At 39.1% G+C, this 23,925-nt stretch carries 21 protein-coding genes; 14 read left to right on the top strand and 7 right to left on the bottom strand.

Annotated elements, in window-relative coordinates:
• Positions 1-2: 2 nt before the first annotated feature.
• Positions 3-884 (bottom strand): S1/P1 nuclease, encoded by an 882-nt coding sequence (locus ACT3RM_RS03015; protein WP_441994711.1) that lies wholly within the window; start codon positions 882-884, stop codon positions 3-5.
• Between the two features lie 298 nt (positions 885-1,182).
• On the opposite strand from ACT3RM_RS03015, the gene ACT3RM_RS03010 reads away from it, so the two are divergent.
• Both ACT3RM_RS03010 and ACT3RM_RS03005 read left to right on the top strand, forming a co-directional pair.
• Entirely contained in the window at positions 1,183-2,031 is an 849-nt protein-coding gene (locus ACT3RM_RS03010; RefSeq protein ID WP_441994710.1) for a hypothetical protein, read from the top strand.
• Positions 2,024-2,971: a hypothetical protein gene (locus ACT3RM_RS03005; RefSeq protein WP_441994709.1), complete on the top strand. Its 948-nt coding sequence runs from the start codon at positions 2,024-2,026 to the stop codon at positions 2,969-2,971. The genes ACT3RM_RS03010 and ACT3RM_RS03005 overlap by 8 nt, the downstream gene beginning before the upstream one ends.
• Before the next feature lie 57 nt (positions 2,972-3,028).
• Here the strand turns inward: ACT3RM_RS03005 and ushA are convergent, their stop codons facing one another.
• Positions 3,029-4,663, bottom strand: coding sequence for a bifunctional UDP-sugar hydrolase/5'-nucleotidase UshA (ushA, locus tag ACT3RM_RS03000; RefSeq protein ID WP_441994718.1), 1,635 nt, complete (start codon positions 4,661-4,663; stop codon positions 3,029-3,031).
• An 85-nt stretch (positions 4,664-4,748) separates the two neighbouring features.
• On the bottom strand, positions 4,749-4,946 hold the full coding sequence (locus ACT3RM_RS02995) for a hypothetical protein (RefSeq protein ID WP_441994708.1): 198 nt from the start codon (positions 4,944-4,946) through the stop codon (positions 4,749-4,751).
• Positions 4,947-5,224: 278 nt separating this feature from the next.
• On the opposite strand from ACT3RM_RS02995, the gene ACT3RM_RS02990 reads away from it, so the two are divergent.
• Positions 5,225-5,977: a peptidylprolyl isomerase gene (locus ACT3RM_RS02990; RefSeq protein ID WP_441835943.1), complete on the top strand. Its 753-nt coding sequence runs from the start codon at positions 5,225-5,227 to the stop codon at positions 5,975-5,977.
• 33 nt (positions 5,978-6,010) lie between these two features.
• Here the strand turns inward: ACT3RM_RS02990 and ACT3RM_RS02985 are convergent, their stop codons facing one another.
• On the bottom strand, positions 6,011-6,430 hold the full coding sequence (locus ACT3RM_RS02985; protein WP_441835944.1) for an MAPEG family protein: 420 nt from the start codon (positions 6,428-6,430) through the stop codon (positions 6,011-6,013).
• A gap of 164 nt (positions 6,431-6,594) precedes the next feature.
• Between ACT3RM_RS02985 and ACT3RM_RS02980 the strand changes: the two genes are divergently transcribed.
• The 4 genes from ACT3RM_RS02980 to ACT3RM_RS02965 all read left to right on the top strand — a co-directional run bounded on the left by ACT3RM_RS02980 (position 6,595) and on the right by ACT3RM_RS02965 (position 11,465).
• Entirely contained in the window at positions 6,595-9,471 is a 2,877-nt protein-coding gene (locus ACT3RM_RS02980) for an insulinase family protein (protein ID WP_441994707.1), read from the top strand.
• Positions 9,472-9,559: 88 nt separating this feature from the next.
• Positions 9,560-10,402 carry an alpha/beta fold hydrolase gene (locus ACT3RM_RS02975; RefSeq protein ID WP_441994706.1) on the top strand — a complete coding sequence of 281 codons (843 nt, stop codon included), beginning with the start codon at positions 9,560-9,562 and terminating at the stop codon, positions 10,400-10,402.
• A 50-nt stretch (positions 10,403-10,452) separates the two neighbouring features.
• Positions 10,453-11,043, top strand: coding sequence for a DUF1287 domain-containing protein (locus tag ACT3RM_RS02970; protein ID WP_441835797.1), 591 nt, complete (start codon positions 10,453-10,455; stop codon positions 11,041-11,043).
• A 17-nt stretch (positions 11,044-11,060) separates the two neighbouring features.
• Entirely contained in the window at positions 11,061-11,465 is a 405-nt protein-coding gene (locus ACT3RM_RS02965) for a DUF1801 domain-containing protein (RefSeq protein WP_441835796.1), read from the top strand.
• Between the two features lie 34 nt (positions 11,466-11,499).
• Here ACT3RM_RS02965 and ACT3RM_RS02960 read toward each other — a convergent pair whose 3' ends face one another.
• Entirely contained in the window at positions 11,500-13,680 is a 2,181-nt protein-coding gene (locus ACT3RM_RS02960) for an OsmC domain/YcaO domain-containing protein (RefSeq protein ID WP_441835795.1), read from the bottom strand.
• A 382-nt stretch (positions 13,681-14,062) separates the two neighbouring features.
• On the opposite strand from ACT3RM_RS02960, the gene ACT3RM_RS02955 reads away from it, so the two are divergent.
• From ACT3RM_RS02955 to ACT3RM_RS02945, 3 genes are all read left to right on the top strand, one after another.
• Positions 14,063-14,497 (top strand): antitoxin Xre/MbcA/ParS toxin-binding domain-containing protein, encoded by a 435-nt coding sequence (locus ACT3RM_RS02955; RefSeq protein ID WP_182717572.1) that lies wholly within the window; start codon positions 14,063-14,065, stop codon positions 14,495-14,497.
• Complete coding sequence (locus tag ACT3RM_RS02950) at positions 14,497-14,970, top strand: RES family NAD+ phosphorylase (RefSeq protein WP_441835794.1); 474 nt, start codon at positions 14,497-14,499, stop codon at positions 14,968-14,970. The genes ACT3RM_RS02955 and ACT3RM_RS02950 overlap by 1 nt, the downstream gene beginning before the upstream one ends.
• A gap of 439 nt (positions 14,971-15,409) precedes the next feature.
• Positions 15,410-16,921, top strand: a complete 1,512-nt coding sequence (locus ACT3RM_RS02945; RefSeq protein ID WP_441835793.1) for a Fic family protein — start codon at positions 15,410-15,412, stop codon at positions 16,919-16,921.
• Between the two features lie 129 nt (positions 16,922-17,050).
• Here ACT3RM_RS02945 and ACT3RM_RS02940 read toward each other — a convergent pair whose 3' ends face one another.
• Together ACT3RM_RS02940 and ACT3RM_RS02935 are read right to left on the bottom strand one after the other, a co-directional pair.
• Positions 17,051-18,433 (bottom strand): Na+/H+ antiporter NhaC family protein, encoded by a 1,383-nt coding sequence (locus tag ACT3RM_RS02940; protein ID WP_441835792.1) that lies wholly within the window; start codon positions 18,431-18,433, stop codon positions 17,051-17,053.
• Between the two features lie 309 nt (positions 18,434-18,742).
• Complete coding sequence (locus tag ACT3RM_RS02935) at positions 18,743-19,648, bottom strand: helix-turn-helix domain-containing protein (protein ID WP_441835791.1); 906 nt, start codon at positions 19,646-19,648, stop codon at positions 18,743-18,745.
• A 177-nt stretch (positions 19,649-19,825) separates the two neighbouring features.
• On the opposite strand from ACT3RM_RS02935, the gene exaC reads away from it, so the two are divergent.
• The 4 genes from exaC to ACT3RM_RS02915 all read left to right on the top strand — a co-directional run bounded on the left by exaC (position 19,826) and on the right by ACT3RM_RS02915 (position 23,842).
• Entirely contained in the window at positions 19,826-21,346 is a 1,521-nt protein-coding gene (exaC, locus tag ACT3RM_RS02930) for an acetaldehyde dehydrogenase ExaC (protein WP_441835790.1), read from the top strand.
• 307 nt (positions 21,347-21,653) lie between these two features.
• Positions 21,654-21,977 carry a hypothetical protein gene (locus tag ACT3RM_RS02925; protein WP_441835789.1) on the top strand — a complete coding sequence of 108 codons (324 nt, stop codon included), beginning with the start codon at positions 21,654-21,656 and terminating at the stop codon, positions 21,975-21,977.
• Between the two features lie 60 nt (positions 21,978-22,037).
• Complete coding sequence (locus tag ACT3RM_RS02920) at positions 22,038-23,540, top strand: S41 family peptidase (RefSeq protein ID WP_441835788.1); 1,503 nt, start codon at positions 22,038-22,040, stop codon at positions 23,538-23,540.
• A 104-nt stretch (positions 23,541-23,644) separates the two neighbouring features.
• Complete coding sequence (locus ACT3RM_RS02915) at positions 23,645-23,842, top strand: CPXCG motif-containing cysteine-rich protein (RefSeq protein ID WP_441835787.1); 198 nt, start codon at positions 23,645-23,647, stop codon at positions 23,840-23,842.
• Positions 23,843-23,925: the final 83 nt, after the last annotated feature.

Raw genomic sequence — 23,925 nt, 5'->3', positions numbered from 1 at the left:
GTTTAGTATTTAATATGATTGTTAGTTTGCATCTTTAGTGCACTGACTAACGGTTGTGCTGACTCATCAAATAACATATTTAATAAACCAGCGAGTCTAATTCCACCTTGTTGTAGGCGAGTTTTTATTATTGGTAAATTGGTATAGAGATAATTGTAATCTATGTCTGTTACATTTTTTTTATAGATTGATTCAGCTATATGATGCGATTCGATCAGCCAGCCTTGTGGTGTGCTTTTAAGGTACTCTGCTATTAAGCTGGCGTTATCTGTATTTATAAAATCTGCAAATTCTGTATATGATAGGTTTTTACTTTCTATTATTTTAGTGTCCCACAGGCTATGCAGATTGGATTTTTCACCGAAGTAATTGATCTCAATCCTATTACCACCGCGGTCTTCGCCTCGTCCGGCATGAAATGGTTGATGACTATCACCGACTAAATGCACTAAAAATCGCAATGCGAAACGCTTTTCATCAGCACTGCTATCCACTTTTTTTAGCGTTGCAATTGCGTATTGCATGCCTTGTAAAATATTACTTACGGTGTCTTTAGTGTGAGTATGTTGGTTATCTGAAGAATCAAGGAAGGTACTAGGTGAAGTGCTAGGCTCAAAGTTTATATAATGCCAACGGGATGATTTCTTTTGCCAAAAATTAGCAGGGTCAGATCGCATTTCATCAGGCCAAGTTGATATTTGTGGTAAAGATTCACTTTCAAGTAGGGGGATTAAGGCTTTTTTTGTTTTTAGTGTTAAGTGCTGCTCAGCAATTTTAGCAATGATGCGGTGACCATTCTGCCCCCATGCATAACTTTTATTGCTGGTAATACTGATTGTTAGCATCACCACAATGATTAGTGAGTTCAGACGTCTTTGCAACATTTGGAATCATTCCTAATTTTATGCTTAGTATTATTTAGTTGCTAATTGTCCTGATATTTTTGGCAAATAGGAAGGAGTCAATAAGATTCATAATTTCTCATTCATATTTATTTAAAAACAATAGCTTGAGTGTTATAGGTAAAATTACTAGTTGTAATAAGTAATAAAAATTGTTGAAATAGCTATTAGACTGGTTAAGTGGGTATTAATTTTGAATTTAAGTGTTTTTTTTAGAAACAAACTTTCAATTGTTACATTTTTGCTTCTATCTGTAATGGTGTTTACTTATTTAGGTGTAATGCTAAATATTGAGGCTCAACCCACTCCTCGTGCCTTTATTACTTCGTCGCACGAGTGTCGTACGGTATCAATTACAAATGAAAATCAGTTAGTGGTTTATGCTCCATCAAAAAATATAGCCAATGATGTCGTCAATACTTTGTGCAAAAATGACGTGGTTGCTAAGCAGTTTGGCAAAGTGGCTGCCTATTGGGGATATAAGACAACCGATACAGTTGATTTTTTAGGTAAAGGTATTGCTGATCTTATTTTAGCTAAAGAGAATTTGATTTCGGTTTTTATGGCTGAATCCACTTATAATTATCAAGCTGTTGTTGGTTACCCAACTTATACGGCTTTCTTTATCTCAGCTAAAGAAAAACCAAAACTGACCAAGTCTTACTTTTTAGATAAGCGCATTGGTTTACTGGATTACCCAACTAGCCGTTCTGGATATATCCTTCCTAAGCAGCTATTTAAAGATCTTGATATCAATGTTGGTAATTTAGCCGTTACTTACGCAAGCTCGCATAAAGAGTTACGCGAACTATTAAGTGCGGGAAGGGTCGATATTATCGCATCTTATTGGCAAGAGTCTGATCAACAACAATTTTCAAAAAATTATATTACAGCTATTAGTGATAATATAAGTGGAAGTCGTTGGTATTTAAAAATGCAGGACGAAAATACAGACCTACTGTGTGCAGTGCAGGGTGAGCTTAAAGCATTAGCTAAAAAGCAAAAGTCTCTTTATTTTAATGAGGTAGAGGCCTATTGGCAGTGTGGCTCTATGAAAGTAGCAAGCTCTGCATCACCTTTGGTTACAGAGCCGCTGAATAAAACAGCTAAGAGCAGCAATAATGAATAAATACAAGGCGCTGAAGTCTATATTGTTATTTTTGTTTACTTTTATAGTACTTGTAGGGGCTTATTTTTCATCTGCTTATTATCAGTACCAGCAATCATCGGCGTTATTACTCGCTGATGTTAAAAACCGTATTGCATTAGATTTAAATTATCTAAACTTACCAGATTCTTTTTTTAGCCATGCGGGTAGTGAAGAGATGGTGGTCGATTACATCAATGATCTGAATAGCTTACTTGGTAAAGGTTCGGCAATTAATTTATATGCTATTGAAAATATATCGGCTGGCTCAAAACCTTTACTGAGTTTTAAACAAATTTTAGAGACCCCACAGCGCAGTGTAGAACTTATTTTTGTGAATAATAGCCGAAGCTTTCATAGGGCAGATGTTGGTGTGGTAATTGGCGCGATGTTGATCGCTTTTATAATTGTTATTTGGTGGCGTTATAGCGAACAACAAGCGAAAAAATTTGAAAATAAAGGAATTGGGGAAGTAATTAAGCCTGCTACTACGCCTATTTTGTTAATTGATTTGCAAAGTAAATCAATAGCTAATAGTGTCATACCTGAGAAAAAAGTTAAGTTAGCTAATAAGCCACTGTGTTTTTATTTAGCGTTAATTGAATTTTGTATTGAAAACCCTGAAGTGGTCTTGAATCAAAACAAAGATGTGCCAGAGCCGTTAATTGAGCTTGCGAATAAGTATTTTTATCGTTTAATTGAGCTCGGTCATACCATCCGTAAACGCCCTAATTTCACTAACAGTTTAGAAAAAACCTTAAGTGAGATTCGCGCCGCACTGGATGAAACACTTATTGACTTTCCTGAGTTGAAAGAGTGTTATTATCCACCAAAAGCTCACGGTGAAGGTTCACGATCTCGGTTACACAGTTATGGGTTAGCGAAAATAACTTTAAACGATATTAAAGTGATAGGTAAATAGTGGGTGCCATTATACTCACACTATTTACCTAAATAGTGTGAGTATATTTGGAACTAGTTATTTAGGCGCGAAGTTTGCTGCTTTTATTGGGCTGTTGTTCTTAAAGAAGCGCTTCAGTGCTTGTGCATCGGTGTCATCGGTGCTGACAAACCCGTTTCGTTTGGTAAGTTGAGGGTAACCATCACCACCAGAGGCATTGTAGATATTAATACTCATGCGATATGTTTTATTTAAATCAAGCGCTTGGCCGTTTATTTTTACGTTTTCAAGTTTCCCGTTACCATAATCAAAGCTGAGCTTATGGTATTGTAAATAAGCGCCTGAATCGGGTGGGAAAGCGGATACCGTAGTTAGGTAATCATAAAGTGCTTTGCCGTTCCAATCGATATACGCGATACGATTTTTAAACGGGTGTACTTTTAGAATATCTTTGTAGCTGACTTCCCCAGCGTTAATGCTATCGCGAATACCACCACCACTAATTATGCCGAAATCAGCCCCGACCGAATCCATTTGTGCCTGAACGATTACGCGAGCAAGGTTTACTTGTTCAAAGCGAGCTTTACTGCGATCCCCTTCAAGTTTTTTATCAACAAAGCCAATTTTACCTTCTATTTGTTTTGCGCCTTTAGCTTGATAGTAGGCTAAAAAGGCTTCTAACTCAGTGTTTGGCTTTATGTATTCGTTAGCAAGAACAGGCTTTGTTGTACCGTCGGTTTGTTTTTCATCGACATATAAATTAACTGGAAGTAATGAATAGTCAATCAAGGTTAGTTGACCATCTTCTAACTTGAACTCAGCTTTACCTACGTATTTACCCCACTCGTGAGCTTGCATGATCCATGTACCATTTTGTTGATCTGGCTTACATGCCTTTCCCGGTGCAAAGTTATCATCTACTTTGTTATTGCTTGCCATACAAACGGGCTCTTGTGAGTGTCCGCCAATAATCATATCAAGGGTGTTTTTTGGTAATGAGCGCGCAAGAGTGACATCTCCAGGAGCATTAATCCCATAAGCCGCATCAACGTAATGGCCCATGTGTGTTACTGCAATGGTTATATCTGGCTGGTATTGCTGTTTTATTTTTTGCGTTAAGGTTTTGGTAACTGCAACCGGCTCTTTAAATTCAAGTCCGCCAATGTATTGTGGGTTGCCAATTTTTGCTGTGTCTGTAGTGGTTAAACCGATAACAGCTATTTTTAGGCCATTTTTGTTAAATATCTTGTATTGTTCAAAAGCATTTTCACCGGTTTTTTTATCAAATATATTAGCAGATAATAGAGGAAAAGTAGCCCAGTCTTGTTGTTTAATAAGTACGGAAAGAGGATTATCAAATTCGTGGTTACCTAGTGCCATAGCATCATAACCAATTAATGACATACCTTTGAAATCAGGCTCCGCAAATTGTAAGTCAGACTCTGGAACCCCTGTATTAATATCACCACCAGAAAGCAGTAATACAGCATGGCCTTGTTGCTTCGCATTGTTGCGTAGTTTATCAATTAAGGTTTTACGTGCAGCCATACCGTATTCGCCTTTTTCATTATGCCAAAAGCGACCATGGTTATCGTTGGTATGTAAAATGGTTAAATACTGTGCTTTTTCAGTTGTAGTCGTTTGCGATAGGGTAGGGCTGTTGCTGCAGGCAGCAATGCCGATTAATAAAAGTAAGGTAATAAATACGCGCATAATGTGACCCGTTTTGTCAGTTTTGCTGTTCATTATACGCGTAGTTTAAACTAGTTTTATGATGAAATAACGAAAGTTAGAAAAATTATTCTGTTTCTAGTGGATTATTAGCATTTAACTGCTTTGTAGCCGCAAGTTGCCTTCGTTGTAATTCTTGTTCTGCTAATGCTGATTTTTCATGCTTATTGCCAACCATCCAATTTAAAAAACTAGCAGGTAGCTCTTTGTATGATTGCCCTTGGTGTAAACCAAAGTCACAAATATGTTCATCAGTATGTGCCATTGTTTTATCCTGTTGTGTGTTTTTGTTGCCAATCCGATACTAACAAATTGAAAAAGTTTGTTGAGACGATTTCGTTTTAAATGCAGTTTATTTATAACCCGAACGAATATGTAAATGGATGTATATATAATGTAATTAAACTGCTGGGGTTTGTGTCAAAGTGCTGTTTGCTATCGCTTTGCTGACAAGGTTTTATTATTATTTTATTAAATTTTATATAACAACAAAATTACATACTCAAACCACCTTGAGGTGATTGGATATAAAAGGAAATGAATATGAAAAACCAACTCATCGCTGGCTTAATTGTCGCAACTAGTTTTGCCAGCCACGCTAGCGTTGTCGAAATCCAAACTTCACAAGGTACTGTAAAAATTGACTTGTTTGACCAACAAACACCTAAAACAGTAGCTAATTTTTTAAGTTATATCGAGCAGGGCAGTTATAACCAAACGGTTATTCATCGCTCAATTGATGACTTTGTAATGCAAGGAGGTGGATTTACTTACACTGATGATTTTGAAGCAATAGAAACTCAAGAGCCAGTTATGAATGAGCCTATTCTTTCTAATGTTAAAGGCACGGTCGCCATGGCGAAAATTGGTAGCGATCCAGATAGTGCAACTAGCCAATGGTTTTTTAACTTAAAAGATAATAGCGCAAATTTAGACGTTCAAAACGGCGGCTTTACTGTCTTTGGTCAAGTAGATGATGAAAGTTTTGCTGTACTTGAAGATATCACATCACTTACGCATTGCGGTCAAATACCTGTGGTAAATATTACCAATGAGCAATGCTCTGACGTAGATACCGTGATTACCTCAGCAAATTTAGTCACTATTAATGGCGTAACCGTATTAGATGATGATCCAAACTCATCAGCTCTACTAACACCAGCAGAGAATACCTTAATAGATGAACCAGTATCACCTGACCCTGAAATTGAAACTGAAACTGACTCAAGTGGTAGTGTTAGTTGGTTGTTACCTTTATTGTTAGTAGGGCTTAGACGCCGCCGCACAAGTAATTAAAAAGTAAAAAAATGTAGCGCCTTTTTGTTTTACTTAAAGTGCGAAGGCGCGCATTAACAGCGATACCCACATGGTAATGACAATCAAGCAACCAATTAAAAAAGTGTAATAACGTATTTTTAGATTGTTAGCGCCAATATGTACTAAAGTGTGGATCACGCGTGATATGACAAAAGCAAATGCCAACCCAACAAATAAATAACCCGCACTATTAAATTGTAGCCCTGTTAAGCAGGCTATAAAGAACAGTACTGGAATTTCAAACTGATTAATAAAGTTACGATCGGCAATTTTGACATTATCTCCCGCGTTATTAAGCTCCATGGTGGCAAAGTCTTGCATTGATATTTGTTTATCGCGCGCAGCACTAAAACGACGACGTCCCATAACTACCATAACAGTGAATGTCAGCAATACTTGGCAGAACATGGCTAGTAGTATGTATTTTTCCATTTTATTATTGTCTCTAAAGTTATATTGATGATGATTAAGACTAGCAGTTTGTTTTTAGATTTCACAATGTGTTACAAAGTCGTTTAAAAAACGATTGCATGTGATGCGATGATTACACATGATAAGCACTAATAACGCATTAATAAATGGATCAAAAACCTGTTATGAAAAAAACTATCGGTTTTAGTGCAATTGCCCTAGTGGTTTTAAGTGCTTGTACTACCACGGCGCCAGTAAAAGAAAAAACAAATTTATTATCAGATACCCTCGTCGTTAGCCCAAATGATACTCGTCAATATAAAACCCTAAAGCTTAGTAATGAGATTGAAATGATTTTGGTCTCTGATCCAAGTGCTGAAAAATCAGCCGCAGCATTGAGCGTGGGTGTTGGCTTATTACATGATCCAATGGACCAGCAAGGTATAGCGCATTATTTAGAGCACATGCTATTTTTGGGGACTGAGCGTTACCCAGACACCAAAGGTTATTCAGATTTCATGACCAAAAATGGCGGCGCGCACAACGCGTACACGTGGCTTGATATCACTAATTACATGTTCAAAGTAAATAATGACGCTTACGATGAAGCACTTGACCGTTTTGCTGATTTTTTTAAATCTCCTAAGTTGTACCCTGAATATGCAGATAAAGAAAAAAACGCGGTAAACGCAGAGTGGTCAATGCGCCGCGAGGTTGACTTTTTTGGCCAATTTAAACTTGCACGCAAAATGTTGAGCGATCATCCTGCGAATCGCTTTTTAATTGGTAACCTTGAAACTTTAGGCGACAAAAAAGGCAGTTCGCTGCATAAAGAAACAGTTAATTTTTATAATAAATATTATTCTTCTAACATCATGAAAGTGGCAATGATTTCAAACCTATCACTTGCTGAAATGGAGGCTAAAGCGCAGAAATACTTTTCTGATATTGAAAATAAAAAGATTGAAAAGCCAACCGTCACTGACAAATTAGACTTTGATAATATTGGTGGGAAACGGGTACATTATGTGCCAAATGAGGATGTAAAAAAACTACAACTTGATTTTACTATTACCGATAATAGCGATGCATTTGCTGTTAAACCAAACCGTTTTGTGACTTATTTATTGAGTAATGAAATGCAGGGCAGCCCAGCGAAAATTCTACGTGATAAAGGTTGGGTATCGCAGCTTAGCGCTAGTTCGGCACCTAGCCATTATGGTAATTATGGGGCGCTTACGGTAGATATTGAGCTTACTGATGAAGGCATGAAAAACCGTGAAAAGATCACCGCAACGGTCATGAGATATATCGATTTAATTAAACAAAAAGGGGTCGATAGTAAATACTTCAGTGAAATTAAAACTTCACTTAATGACCAGTTTAAGTTTTTAGAAAAGGGTGATGAATTTAATTATGTTAGTGCGCTTACAGGTAGCATGCAAGAATACCCGCTAAATCATGCCATTAACGCGCCTTATTATTATGCAAAATTTGATGCAGGCGCAGTTAATCGAGTTCTTGAGCAGTTAAATCCAGATACATTACGTGTTTGGTATGTTTCACAACAAGAAGAAACCGACTCACAACTACACTTTTATGATGGCAAATACCGTATTGAAGATATTAGCGATGCTGAAATTGACTCTTGGAGCAAGCCCAGTGAATTTACACTCGCGTTGCCGACCGTTAATCAGCTATTGCCAGAAAGCTTTGCTATCAAAACCGGAGAATTTAATAAGCAACAGCATCCCACATTAGCCTATGATAAAAATGGTGTGAAAATTTGGCGTCAAGCAAGCCAGCGTTTTAGTGAACAACCTAAAGGCTTAGTTGATGTATATATAAATACACCCGATGCGCTTGAAGATATTAAAGCTAAAGTATTGTATTCAGTGTGGGCTGATTTATACAATTTACAACTCAGTGAGTTAAGTACTGAAGCCGCTGTGGCGGGGATGAGTGTTAATTTACAAGCTAATAACGGCCTTATTTTATCAATGGGCGGCTTTACTGATAAACAAAACGTATTACTCGATCACGCACTTAAATCTATTGATGTACAAACGACAACGCAAGGTTTTGCTCAAGCAATAGATCGTTATAAGCGTCGTTTATTAAATGAACAAAAGAAATTTCCGTTTTATCAGGCATTCGATGAATACTCAAAGCTAACCTTTACCGGCAGTTTTGATATAGACGCATTAATAAATGCTGCTGATAGCCTAACTATGGCTGATTTTACTGACCTTAAACAACGCACATTTAGCAATAATGAATTGCGCGTATTTACGTTTGGTAACTATAATCAACAGGATATTGATGTCATAGCGAAAGAGTTAACTGATGTACTACCAAGCAACCATCAATCAACTGATTTTGCTCGTAGCAAAGCATGGTTACCACAGTCGGGTGAAACCATCGTGCTACAAAAAGATATAGATGTAGCCGATGTAGCCATTATTGATATGACCGTTCATCCAGTTGCTGGGTATAAGCAAAAAGCGCAAGCACAGGTACTGCAAGATCACCTTAGAACTTTCGCTTTTGATAAATTGCGCACTGAAGAGCAGCTTGCCTATGCTGTGGGAGCGTTGGCGCGTCCTATTGAAAATTACTCCGTTATTGGTTTGTTCATTCAAACGCCGGTTAAAGGACCGAAAGAAATGCAAACGAGATTTGAAGACTTTAAACGTCAATACGCCGTTGAGCTTGATAATATGAGTGAAGAAACGTTTGCACAACTTAAAAATGCCAGCTTAGTTACACTTAAAGAACAGCCAAAAAATTTAGATGATGAAATGGCGCCATTAGTGAGTGATTGGTATCGTGAAAACTTTGATTTTGACTCAAAACAAAAGCTGATTGCAGAAGTTGAAAAAGTAACACTGGCTGATCTCAAAGACTATTACAAACAAACTATGTTAAATCCAAATGCAGCACGTTTAAACATTCAGCTGCGGGGTAGTAAATTTGCTGATAAACCGTTCGCCGATTTACCTAAACAAACATTAGTCAGCAATTTGGAAGCGCATTTTAACGACATTAAATTGCAAAAGTAGGTGAGATGATTTTGCGTTAAGGTGTATCGAACCCAAGCAATTGCTTGGGTTTTTTTTAATGACTTCATAGTGATAAAGGAAAATTACCATGCAGTTTAAGTTTTTATGTCATACCTTTAAAAGCTGTCTCTTTTTAGCTTTGCCCTTATTGTTTACAGTAAATGCTTATGCTGCATTTGTGAAAGTAGGAGACTTTGCACTGGAGTATGAGATCGCCGGTACGGGTAAACAAATTGTGGTTCTTGAGGCTGGAGGGAGCGCGGGTTTAAATGACTGGGATCCAGTTTTTAACGCCATAGCAGAGCATGCTAAGGTTGTACGTTACTCTCGTGTAGGTAATGGCAACTCAACTGTAATTAAGCAGCATTTTACTTCAATGGACTATGCAGATCATCTTAATGAGTTTTTGTTGGCGCTGAATATTTCAAAGCCCATAATACTTGTTGCGCATTCTTATGGCGGGAGTGTTGCGCGAGATTTTGCTGCAAAATATCCACAACAATTAAATGCGCTACTCATGCTCGATCCTTCCTCGGAGCACGATGTAGATATACTGCGTGCCATAAATTTAGAGCAGGGGAATAAAGAAATCGCGAAAATAAAACTAAGTGATATGGCAAATGGAATGTCGAATCAATACTTGGATTTTTGGAGTAAACGACCGCTACCAGATTACCCGCAGATTAAAGATATGCCTGTCACACTTATTGCTTCTGTGCGTAAAGTTGCAAAGCCGAGCAATCTACTTTTTACAGACAAGGGCCGAATGATGTGGGGGGAGTTGTGGCAGAGTTGGGCAGCTGAATTTCCTCAAGGTCGCAGCGTATTAACAGAAGGAAGCGGCCATTTCATTCAAAATGATGAGCCTATGCTGGTGCTTCGAGAGTTAAAGCGTTTAATAAAGATACTGGATGAGAATAAGCAGTCATGATTATATAACTATTGAAGTTTATATAGCGTTAGAATTTACAAGGAATGACTATGAATTATGTACTTTGGTTTTTGCTGTTAATGTTTTCTGCTTTTAGTCATAGCAATTCATTTACTGAAGATTTGATGAATGCTGCTAATGAGCGAACACAACACAATGTACTATATGATGGCGCCTATCAGCGCATTGCTTACCCAAACGGTGACGTACCTGCCAATATTGGCGTTTGCACTGATGTAATTATTCGAAGCTACCGAGCCCTGGGTATTGATTTACAACAATTAGTACACGAAGACATGCGCGATAACTTCGCTTCTTATCCGTCAAAAAGAATATGGGGCTTAACTAACCCTGACAGTAATATTGATCATCGCAGAGTACCCAACTTACAAACTTTTTTTAAACGTTTCGGCACTGTGCTGCCTATAACAAATGATGCAGATGCTTACAAAGCGGGTGATATTGTCACTTGGATGTTACCAGGTAATTTACCGCATATAGGTATCGTGATGGGAGAACTTGCACCAGACAATACAACGCCACTGATTGTGCATAACATCGGCGCAGGGCCGCAGCGTGAAGACGTATTGTTTCGTTATAAAATTACGGGGCATTACAGGTATAAACCAGCTGAATTATAGAGGATATTTTTAAAAATATGGATGAAAGCGTACAGCAAAAATTTACTACTTATCCTGATAATATCGCTATTTTACTACATGATATACGATGTTTAATTTTTAAGGTTGCCAGCGAGGATGGCATCACCGAGCTTGAAGAAACACTCAAATGGGGTGAGCCGAGCTATATTTCAAAAATAGGCTCCGTAATTCGGTTTGATTATAAAGCAAAATCACCGCAGCAATTTTGTATATACTTTAATTGTAAAACCAAATTGATCGACACATTTAAAAAGGTGTATGGTGATACCTTCGGCTATCAAGGTAACCGTGCTTTAGTGTTTGAGCTTAATCAACCATTGCCGAGCAAGGAACTTGCTCATTGTATCTCGTTGGCTTTGCGCTATAAAAAAATAAAGCACCTGCCAATGCTAGGTGCTTAAATTTATTTTTGTGTTTCAAGCGCAGTTGAATTGTTTATTTAGCTCTTGCAGCGCGGGCAGCATGTAGCTTTTTATAGCTGTCGATTAAACGCTGATGTCGCTCTAGCCCTTCAAGTTGCATGTTGGTAGGTGTTAAACCGTAGAACACCACATCACCATTAATTGAGCCTACCACAGCATCCATTACTTCTTGTCCAAACATGCGAGTGAAGTTATAAATATAGTCTTCAATCTCTAAATCTTCACTTAAAGCAACTTCTAAAGAGGCGTGCATTGCTTGATAAAATAAGCCGCGTTCAACGGTGTTATCGTTAAACTGTAAGAAGGTTTCAACCAGCTCCATTGTCGCTTCTAAATCACCCAGGGCTAGATAAATCAGTAATTTAAGCTCAAGAATTGTTAGCTGACCCCATACTGTATTTTCGTCAAACTCAACGCCAATTAAGGTGATTATATCAATGTAGTTATCTAGTTGACTGTCTTCTAGGCGCTCAACTAAATCAGCAAGTTGATCTTCATCTAAGCTGTGCAGATTTAAAATGTCTTCACGGTATTTAAGGGCTTTATTGGTGTTATCCCAAATTAAGTCCTCGACTGGGTAAACTTCTGAATAGTCAGGTACTAAAATACGACACGCAGTGCCAATATCTGAAAATTCAGCTATATACGCTTCTTTGCCTAAGTCTTTTAATATACCGAAAAGGCTGGCTGTTTCTTCTTCGTTAGTGCCTGAGAAGTCCCATTCCACAAAGTTATAATCGTGCTTCGCGCTGAAAAAACGCCATGAAACTTTACCTGTTGAATCAATAAAGTGTTCAACGAAGTTTTCAGGCTCAGATACTGCCATGCTGTTAAAGGTCGGTTTTGGCACGTCATTTAACCCTTCAAAGCTACGGCCTTGTAATAACTCAGTTAAGCTACGTTCAAGGGCCACTTCAAAACTTGGGTGCGCGCCAAATGAAGCAAATACACCACCCGTTTTTGGGTTCATTAACGTCACGCACATTACCGGAAACTGCCCACCAAGAGAGGCGTCTTTAACCACCACCGGAAAGCCTTGCTCTTCTAGCCCTTTAATACCGGCAACGATGCCAGGGTATTTAGAAAGTATCGATTCAGGTACGTCGGGTAATATAATTTCTTGCTCGATGATTTGGCGCTTAACCGCGCGTTCAAAAATCTCTGATAAGCATTGTACTTTGGCTTCGGCAAAGTTATTTCCGGCGCTCATACCATTACTTAAAAATAAGTTTTCAATTAAATTTGATGGAAAATACACGGTTTTTCCGTTAGATTCGCGCACGTAAGGAATTGAACAAATACCGCGTTCAACGTTACCTGAGTTTGTATCAATGAGGTGTGTGCCGCATAGTTCATCTTCAGGGTTATAAATGCTTAGTGTGTAGTCGTCTAAAATCCCTTCAGGAAGCGTGTCATCGTCAGTGAGTGAAAACCATTTTTCATTTGGATAATGCACAAATTCGCTGTTGGCAATCTCTTCACCAAGAAACTGATCATTATAGAAAAAGTTACAGTTTAAACGCTCAATAAATTCGCCAAGGGCTGAGCATAATGCACTTTCTTTGCTTGCGCCTTTACCGTTGGTAAAACACATAGGAGAAGCTGCATCACGTACATGTAACGACCACACGTTTGGTACGATATTGCGCCATGATGAAATTTCAATCTTCATGCCTAAGTCAGCCAATATAGCAGTCATATCGGCAATGGTTTGTTCAAGCGGTAAGTCTTTACCTAAAATAAAGGTATTATCGCTGTCATCAGGTTTAGCCATCAGCATGGCTTGCGCGTCATTATCTAAGCTTTCTACAGCATCAATTTTAAACTCAGGATCAGTCTGAATAACACGTTTAACAGTACAGCGCTCAGCTGAGCGTAAAATACCCGTGCGGTCTTTTTCAGAAATACTGTCAGGTAGTTCAACCTGTATTTGGAATATTTGATTATAACGATCTTCGGGATCAACAATGTTGTTTTGTGCCACGCGAATTTCATCAGTCGAGATATCTCGGGCATTGCAATACACTTTAATAAAGTAAGCAGCGCATAAAGCTGAAGATGCTAAAAAGTAGTCAAATGGGCTTGGTGCAGAGCCATCGCCTTTGTAACGGATTGGTTGATCCGCAATAACAGAGAAATCGTCGAACTTAGCTTCTAATCTAAGGTTATCGAGAAAATTAACTTTAATTTCCATTGAATTGGTCCACCTTCGTGCGCACTAATAAGTAAGGCTACTAAGTATTTGCGCCAGACTTTGTCAGTGTATTTTTATTTAACCGCAATTATCCGCTTTTTAGGGCAGTACATACAAGTAATAGTCGAGGTTAATTGGAAAAACAGTAAAGTTCGCGAGGTTAAAGGTCAAAATTGTTAGTGTGTTTGAATATACTCAAAAAAGAGTACTTTACATTAGGCTGATACAGAATTAGAAAAAGCCTTTGTAGTATGAGATGCAAGAACCCCAGCGGCCACCACGTTCAGCTATCAGCTATCAGCTATCAGCGAATAGCGCTATGTTACCTTGCTAGTTTTGACACTTGGCACTATAATTAGCGACAATTGTCGTGGAGGTGTTTATGGAAACTTTAAAGTTTGATTTTATAAAAGTAGTGAGTGGTGGGTTAATCACTAATAACTCTAATGCACTAGAAGAAATTACTGTTGCTACTACAGGCTTGAAAGCTTCGTCCATTTTCCTTCTTAGTAAATCACTTGGATGGGAACAAAAACTAATAGCTAAGACTATTGGTACTACAACGAGGACATTAGAACGACATGTAAAAGAGCGCAAACGTTTAGGTATTAACTTAAGTCAAAATGCATTGGAAGTTGCACGTTTGTCATCTATAGGTATTTCATACTTCGGTGATGTAAAACGTTGGAATGAGTGGTTGAATACTGCTCATACACAGTTCGATGGCAAAGCGCCAAAAGAATTTTTACATACCATTCGCGGTCGTGAGTTAATTAAGCGAATTATTAATGGGCTAGAGTATGGATTCACTGCTTGATGATTTGTTACAGGATTGCTCCAACTGAACATAACAATGTAAATAACGCACTGTCAGGCATAGGTGGGCTTTATGCAGAAGGTAGATGGCATATGGTCGGTAAGCCTGTTGTTTATACAGCAAGTAGCCGTTCACTTGCAATGCTTGAGAGGTTAGTGAATGACTCTACAGATATACTTAACAAGCAACTATCAGTCACATCGATATTAATACCTGATAAACTGAAAATTAAACGCTTGGTTGTATCTGAACTACCAAGTGACTGGGATGATCACCCTTATATATTAAGAACCCAAATAGTGGGTAGCGACTGGTTAACGAGTATGGGGGAAGCGGTACTGCAAGTGCCTTCGTCTGTTTGTTCAGATGAATATAATTTTATAATAAATCCCGCGCATACTGATGCACATGAAATAAAATGCGTTGAATGCCAACCATTTAGTTACCCTAAAAGGTTAGCTTTAAAGCTTTAGTAATTTAGTAAGCGGCTGTTTCGGACTACTTACTATCAGCTTGAAAAGTCCACCAGATTAAATATTATGTTTCAAACATTACAGTGTCCAGTCAGTTTGCAAGGAATTGCCCACTGCATCTTCAACGTATTACACCCTCAAACATCGACAGCTTGAGCGACTATCAAACCGCAAAAAAGCGTGATGCTAAGCTGATGAAAAGAACTTAAGAAAACACCGAACCTAAGTTTAGTGGCACAGCTTTGTTTGCTCAATTAGAGTGGCTGTATAGTTAAATAGGTTTGTTTTTAACTTTCACCTCGCTAACTTTTTTCCTTGAACATTATTCTTCTACGCTATCACATATACATTAAAAGCTAGTTAATTGTTGCATTAAAAGCTAATGGAAAGTTACACTAAAAGCTAATTTTTAACTTCATCAAAAGCTAATGGTGTTAACATGAATCAAGTGTCAGAAAAGCTTGCTCATTCTCTAGAGCGATTAAAGCTATTGCAAGATAGTGGCATTATTGCTGTGCAATCGAAAATGCTTGAGCGCACCGATAGAGAGCGCTTGACTAAGCATGGCTTCATTAAAGAGGTCATGCGAGGTTGGTATATTCCTTCAAGCCCAGATGAACAACAAGGCGATAGTACCGCTTGGTATACGTCCTTTTGGGAATTTTGTGGGGCGTATTTGGATGAGCGTCTTGAGCAAAACTGGTGTTTATCACCAGAGCAATCAATACAAATTCATATTGGTGATAAAACAGTTCCACCTCAGTTATTAGTACGCTCGCCTAAAGGTCGAAATAAACCAACCGCTTTACTTCACGATACTTCTGTATTTGATATTCGCTCTGTGTTGCCAGATCAGGCGCATTTAACAATCGTTGATGGTTTGAGGGTATATAGCTTGGCAGCAAGCTTAGTGCATTGTGCTAAAGCTACCTTTGCACAAAAGCCCATTCAAATGAGAACGCTACTTTCAATGGTGACAGATGCTTCAGAAATATTAAGTATATTACTTGAAGGAGGTCATGTTGCTAGTGCTGGCCGATTGGCTGGGGCATTTCGTAACATTGGTAGAGACTTAATTGCTAATAACATCATTAAAGGCATGGATGCAGTAGATTTTAAAGTAAAAGAAACAGACCCATTTGAAGATGAAACACACATTACATTTGGCCGCCGTGAAGTTTCACCCTATGCCAATCGACTTCGTTTACTGTGGCATAGTATGCGAGCAGATGTGATTGCCCATTTTCCTGATGTGCCTGTCGCTAAAATAAATGTTCAGGACTACTTGGCTGAAGTAGAAGACAAGTTTGTTACCGATGCTTATCACTCACTATCAATTGAAGGCTACCGGGTTACACATGAATTGATTGAACATGTACGTTCAGGTAATTGGAACCCTGAACAATCTGATGGCAGTAAAAAGCATTTAGATGCAATGGCGGCAAAAGGTTATTGGGATGCCTTTCAACAAGTAAAGCTAGCTGTTGAACGTGTACTTAATGGTGAAAACGCGGGTGAAGTATTCGAAGCAACTCATGCTGACTGGTATTTAGCTTTATTCGGGCCGAGTGTTGCAGCTGGCATTATCAAGCAATCTGATTTAGCAGGTTATCGAACAGGGCCCGTTTATATTAGAAAATCCAAACATACCCCACCAACCAAAGCGGCAGTTAGGGATATGATGCCTGCACTTTTCGATTTGTTAATGGAAGAAGAAAACCCTGCCGTTCGAGTGGTATTAGGGCATTTTATTTTTGTTTATATTCACCCTTATTTTGATGGTAATGGCCGAATGGGGCGGTTCATCATGAACTTAATGATGGCGGCAGGTGGTTACTCATGGACTGTTGTGCCAGTTGAGCGAAGAAGTGATTATATGGAAGCCTTAGAAACGGCCAGTGTAGAGCAAAATATTGCTCCTTTTACTAAATATTTAGCTTCGTTATTATAATTCGGTTTTTTGATAAAAAATTAGCGCGGGCATGTATTTCCCGCGCGCGCTTGAAGAGGCTCAAATAGTAGTTAAATGGGTTTGCTTTTAAGCTTTAACCTTGCCAACTTTCCTCTTAAATCTTATTGCTTAAGCAATTACTAAAAACCCAGCAAATGCACAGGCAGCTGCAATGAGTGTATACGGCAATTGGGTAATTGCGTGGCTCATTAAGTTACAGCCTGAGCCTTGCGCTGCAAGTACGGTTGAGTCTGAGTAAAAACATGCTTGGCTGCCAAATGATGAGGCTGATAACAGCGCACCAATTACCAGCGGTATATTTGCATCAACCGCGACGGCAAGTGGCATTACAATTGGAATAGTTACCGCAAAAATCCCCCAGCTTGAACCAGTTGCAAAGGCTAAAATGGCCATTGCTAAAAACACCACAGCAGGTAAATAGCCAGCGGTCATAAATGGGCTCAGTGATTCAATCACAAACTGTGGTAATAGCAATTGGTCACAAACATCTTTAAAAATAAACGCGGTGATCACAGTACCAATCGCAGGTAACATGCTTTTAAAGCCATCGAGCATTTTTTCAATCATTTCGGCAAAGGGCATTAATTTTTGCAGCATATAAAATGGAATGATCACGGCAAACGTGGCCAATAAGCCTTTATATACATCGATTTCAAAGTACACTGTAAATGCAACGAGCAAAATGATTGGCAGTAAAAAGTTATACAGTTTGCCGTGACTATCTGCACTTTCAAAGCTTTCTTCAACGGCTTTTACTGCGTATTCATCAGCAGTTTGTACTTCGTTGTACTGCGTAGGGTCGACTTGCGGTTGCTGTTGCATCGCTTGTAATTGTGCTTTTTTCATCGGTCCAAATAAAGGGATCACACCAAACACCACTAATGGCACGATTAATACCGCAAACCAAGCGTATAACATATACGGTATAGCTTGAATGTACACAGCAATACCTTGGCCTTCACTGGCAATGTTATTATCAACCAATAATCCACCAAAGAACACGGCCCATGTTGAAAGAGGCACTAGTACACAGATTGGTGCGGCAGTAGAGTCGACCACGTAGGCGAGCATTTCGCGGCTGATTTTAAATTTATCGGTAATGCGCTTCATGGTTTCACCTACAGTGAGCGCATTAAGATAGTCGTCGATAAAAATCACGATGCCAAGTAAAAAGGTCATAATCAACGATGAACGTGGGCCTTTACAAAAGCGTAGTGCAAAACTGCCAAAAGCGGATGCACCTCCGGTGCGCACTAATAACGCGATTAACGCACCAAAGCCACCACATACCAGTATAAGCCAGCCGATGGTTTCATCGACCATCACTTTTAACGATGCCGCAGCAAAGTTACTCAGTATGGCTGCAGGGTCAAGCATCGCAAGGCCAACTAAGGCACCGATCAGCAAAGATAAAATAGGACGACGTAACAGGATCGCCAAAATAACCACCACAACGGGGGGCACAAGACTTAACGCAGAAGGTTCAAGCATTTAAGTATTCACAAAATAAAAAGTATTTGAGTGTTAGGGCCCAAATTACTTAAACAAAAACAAAGAATGTTAGCTGCATAGCTGATATTCCAAGTCACTGCTTTTGTACGCAATATTGACTGTTGGCTTTCGCGGTGGGGTTAGCACAAGTGCGACACAGTAAAGTGCGTTGGCTTGGCGCCAGACGGTGCAGGGGATGCATGCCGCTATTGTTTATGCCGATAAAAACATCAGCGGGAAAATAATCTGCAATTGCGTTTGAGTCAACAAAAATTTTCAGTTTAGTTAAAAATTCTTGTTGTCTGCATATTAATGCTTGTAGTGCTTAGGTGGTACGCCAAACGTTTGTTTAAATAAACGGCTAAAGTGACTCGGGTTAGTAAAACCTAGTTCATAACAGATTTGACTCACTTGCTGGCCTGATTGCAGCAGTTGTCGTGCTTTTTTCAATCGTAGTTGTTGTTGGTATGTAGCAGGGCTGAGCCCAAAGGCGAGTTTAAATTGTTGATAAAATTTACTGCGACTCATGCATGCTATTTTGCATAATTTATCAATATCGAGCGTTTGGTTTAGGTTTTCAGCCATGAAATTAAGAGCCTGATTAAGGCTGCAACTAATCAGTGGTTGCTGGCAGCTTGAGAGCATTAAATCGCGGCTTTGTTGCTGTAACAGCCGAGTGATTAATTCATTAACAGCCAACTCAATTAAATAATGACGATCTTGCTCGTTTTCACTGAATAAGCCAATCATCCGATCCAGCAGTTGCTGGGTTTGTTGATTATGCTCGGCATGGATAAGTTTAGGGATGTATTGAAAAAAATCATCACTGCTTATTTGTTGCTGCATATTCAGTGCATCAGCGACTTGGCTTATTTTCTCTCGGCTTATTTCAATCGCTAAACAGGTGGTTGGTTGCTTAATTGACGCTTCTGGAAAATCAATCAACACACCTTGCTCTGGCGCTAGTACAAATGATTGCTGTGGTAAGAACTCTTTGTGGTAGTCACTGTCGCCAACATGCATGATTTTTTTACCACAGATCATGCCACAAAATAGCAATTCGCTGGAATGCAGCGCCACTTTTTGGGCATCTTGGTAGGTGTCGTAAATACTCAGCTCAGCATTGTCTGAGGCAAAGGTTATTTTATTTTCGATAAGCACATCAACTGCTTGGCGCTTTTTAATGATTTTTTCAGTGGTTAATAATGCTGTCATATTATTCCCTATTTGATGTCTGGACACACAGACACGTTTTTTGGACAGGTAATCAAGTTTGTATGCCTGTTATGAGCTAATGTCAATAAATGGCGGATAAATAAACAACAATTTCCCGTCAAACTTAATCAATTCGATTAAATTAAAAAGCAACATTTTGAATAAAGGACACACACAATGATCTATGCAAATCCAGGTAGTGATGGCTCACTTATTAATTTTAAACCTCAGTATGGTAATTATATCGGTGGGCAATGGCTTGAGCCGGTTAATGGCCAATACTTTGAAAATATTAGCCCCGTCAATGGAAAGGTATTTTGTAAAATACCGCGCTCAGATAAAGCGGATATAGAACTTGCGCTTGATCAAGCTCATGAAGCAAAAGCAGCATGGGGCACAACCTCAGTGACTGAGCGGAGCAATATTTTATTAAAAATTGCTGATCGTATAGAACAAAACCTTGAACTACTTGCCGTGGCGGAAAGCTGGGATAACGGTAAAGCAATTCGTGAAACACTGGCTGCTGATATTCCGCTGGCAGCAGATCATTTTCGTTATTTTGCAGGCTGTATTCGCGCGCAAGAAGGGAGTATTGGCGAGATAGATGAAACCACCGTAGCTTATCATTTCCATGAGCCACTTGGTGTAGTCGGGCAAATAATTCCCTGGAACTTCCCAATATTAATGGCGGCATGGAAGCTAGCCCCAGCGCTTGCAGCAGGTAACTGCGTAATATTAAAGCCGGCTGAGCAAACACCTGCATCAATATTGGTGTTAATGGAAATCATCGGCGATTTACTTCCTGCAGGGGTTTTAAATGTGGTAAATGGCTTTGGTAAAGAAGCAGGGGAAGCGCTGGCAACCAGCACTCGCATTGCTAAAATTGCCTTTACTGGCTCAACTCCAGTTGGCTCGCATATTTTGAAATGCGCCGCAGATAACATTATTCCCTCCAGTGTAGAGCTTGGCGGTAAGTCACCCAATATATTCTTTAACGATGTCATGGATAAAGACGACTCATTTTTAAGTAAAGCCATTGAAGGTGCGGTACTTGCCTACTTCAACCAAGGTGAAGTATGTACGTGTCCGTCACGGTTATTCATCCAAGAAGATATATACGATCAGTTTATTGAGCGTATTTTAGCGCGCACTTTACAAATTAAGCGCGGCAATCCCCTTGATAGTGAAACCATGGTGGGCGCGCAAGCGTCAAAAGCACAGTTTGATAAGATTCTTAGTTATATAGAGATTGGTAAAAAAGAAGGCGCACAAGTGCTCACTGGCGGTAATGTTGAGCAACTCTCTGATGAGCTAAATGGCGGTTATTACATTCAGCCAACGCTGTTAAAAGGCACTAACGATATGCGAGTGTTCCAAGAAGAAATTTTTGGCCCGGTCATTTCAATGTCGACTTTTAAAGATGAAGCCGAAGCGCTGGAACTTGCTAATAGTTCTGAGTTTGGCTTAGGTGCAGGCGTATGGAGCCGTAATATGAACCGTGCTTACCACTTTGGCCGTAAAATAGAGGCAGGGCGCGTTTGGACCAACTGTTATCATATGTACCCAGCCCATGCTGCATTCGGCGGCTATAAAAAGTCAGGTATCGGTCGCGAAACCCATAAACTCGCCCTTGATCATTACCAGCAAACTAAAAACTTGCTGGTTAGTTACAGCGAAGACCCACTCGGCTTTTTTTAAATAGGACTTAAGCGACGCTGTAATTTAATTGAGTAATGTAAAGCGTGGCTACTGGCTGCGCTTTTTTACTTCTTTTAAGCGCTGTGCCTCATACCCTATTTGTGAATTATTAATTTAAATTTCTACAAAGAGTAGAGAGTGGACAACCAATAAGGGTTAACGTAGAAACAATATTAGCATACGTTATTTGATCTGAACTCGGAGTAACTGATTGAATGCAAATAGTAACTCAGTTATGGTTTGTTGATTAATAAAAATAAATTCAAACAAAAATTTAACATACTAGTATGCAGCGCAGGGAGTTCACATGAAAGTATGCATATTATTTTTTATTTCGCTCATTTCCTTTTTTGCACAATCGAATAACGATCTTGCAGTGAAAAATGAAGTTAATTTATTTCTGGTAGTCTCGGAGTGTTTAAGGAATATTCCTAGTAATAACATTAAAGATTCAAAGTACGATGAATTGTCTTTGCTCACTAGCGTAATTGAGAACATAACGGTTGAGTTAGGTACTAATAACAATGAACAAAAAGAGTTTAGAGACTTATATAAAATTGCTTATCAATCCTGTGAAAAAGAAATAAATAGCCTTAAAGCTGAGTATAAAAATAGGGCCAGCAATAAATAACAGCATTCCCATCTACTTAGATATCTGTAAGTTAGAATATAATAATTAAAAAGGATTTATATGACAAAGGTGATTAAATCGGCCCCTAAGATACTTGTGGTCGTTATGTCTTTAATGGCACAAAATGTTTTTGCACAAGATGATAAAAATAGCGCTTTGCAAAGCTTACCAAGCACAGCTGCCCAGTGGCAAGCAACAGCTAAGCAAGATATTGAAGCAGCGTATCAGCAATCAGTTGCCAATCACCCCGGTATGTATGACAGCTACAACCCAGACTTCCCTAAGCTACTAGAGAGTGCAAAGCACCAAGGTCTAGCACTTGCAAAACAGGTCATTAATGCGCAAGGTTACGCAGCTGCAATTGCGCGTTTTAATACCGTTTTGCAAGATGGTCATGCTGGAGCTGTGGCGGTTTTACCTAAAGAATTAAAGCAACCACGCCGCTGGCCTGGGTTTTCGGCAGTATGGCGAGGTGATGGCTTGAAAGTGTATTACTCTGAGCATAGTCAAATTGCCAAGGGCGATAAAATAATACGCTGTAATAACATGCCAATTGTGCCATTAATGCGTAAATCCATTTTTAGTTTTCATGGTCAAGTTGGGCAGCCTGGACATTGGTGGCATAACGGGCGGCGCTTACTTATTGATGATGGTAACCCCTTTTTACCCAAACTTAAAACATGCGACTTTTCCAAAACTAATGGCTCCACTTACAGCGTGCAATTGCAGTGGACTGAGCGCCCCGAAAGTGTAAAGCAGCATTTGGTTAATGCATACAATGGTGATGAACTCCCAATAGGTCTTCATTGGCCAAGCAAAGATATTGCATGGATTGCAATGCCAACATTTTCGCCCAATGAGCAACAAAAATCAGATTACCAGCAGCTGTTTATTGATTTAGCAAAACAGCGCCCCCGGCTATTAACGGCCAAAGCGGTAATACTTGATCTTCGTCATAACCAGGGTGGTTCATCTTTTTGGAGCCTAAAAATTGCAGAGCAGTTATGGGGGCAACAAATCGTTAATTATCGTAGAGAAAAAGCGAACGCAAAAACTCAAGTTTGGTGGCGTGCCTCAAAAGACAATACCGAATATGTAGAGTCATTAATGGCAATATTGAAAGACCAACCTGAAATGTACAAAATGGTAAAAGAAGTATCTGCGGGTATGCAGCTATCGCTAAATGAAGATGCTCCGTTTTACGTAGAGCATAATCAGCCTCTTGAGCAAAGCTTAGCTAAAGTAACAAGCAGTGACTTTCAAAACAAAGCGATGGTGATAGTACCAGGGCAGTGTGGCAGTGCTTGTCTTGATGCGGTTGATACCTTTAAGTTGTTTTCAAATACGGTATTATTTGGCGCGCCAAGTAGCTCTGATTCTACGTATATGGAAGTAAGATTAGTTGATACACCTTCTGGGTTGAGCAAGGTGATTATTCCTAATAAAGTGTATGTTGATAGACCCCGTGATAAAGGGTTCTATTATCAGCCTGATATTCCATATTATGGACTTGAATGGACAACCGAGGCCTTGCTTAAGCAACTTAAAAGCACCTTAGAGTAGCTGTATTAGCTTGTTTTGTAGGCATATTAAACAAGCTAGTTAATTTAAGCTCAGATTACTTACAGCGTAGTTCACAAATAAAAAAACCGACAGGAGCGTCATTTATGAATCAACTAACAGAGAAAACTATCGGGTGTCCTTATTGTGGTGAGCATATAGAGGTATTACTTGACCCTGCGGACGTAGACCAACAATACATTGAAGACTGCCAAGTGTGCTGTAAACCGATTAATTTCTTGGTATTTGAAACGATGGATGAAGAACTCTCTGTCACCGTTTTTAGCGATGACGAGAGTTACTAGCTACATAAGGTTTGATAAAAAATTAACTTAATGCGGTTTTTAAATGAAGCTACACTGTGTGCAATTAAACTATTTCCTGCAGC

The sequence above is a fragment of the Pseudoalteromonas sp. AOP7-A1-14 genome, assembly GCF_052376275.1.
GTDB lineage: Bacteria > Pseudomonadota > Gammaproteobacteria > Enterobacterales > Alteromonadaceae > Pseudoalteromonas.
This window is presented reverse-complemented; position numbering and strand designations above follow the sequence as displayed.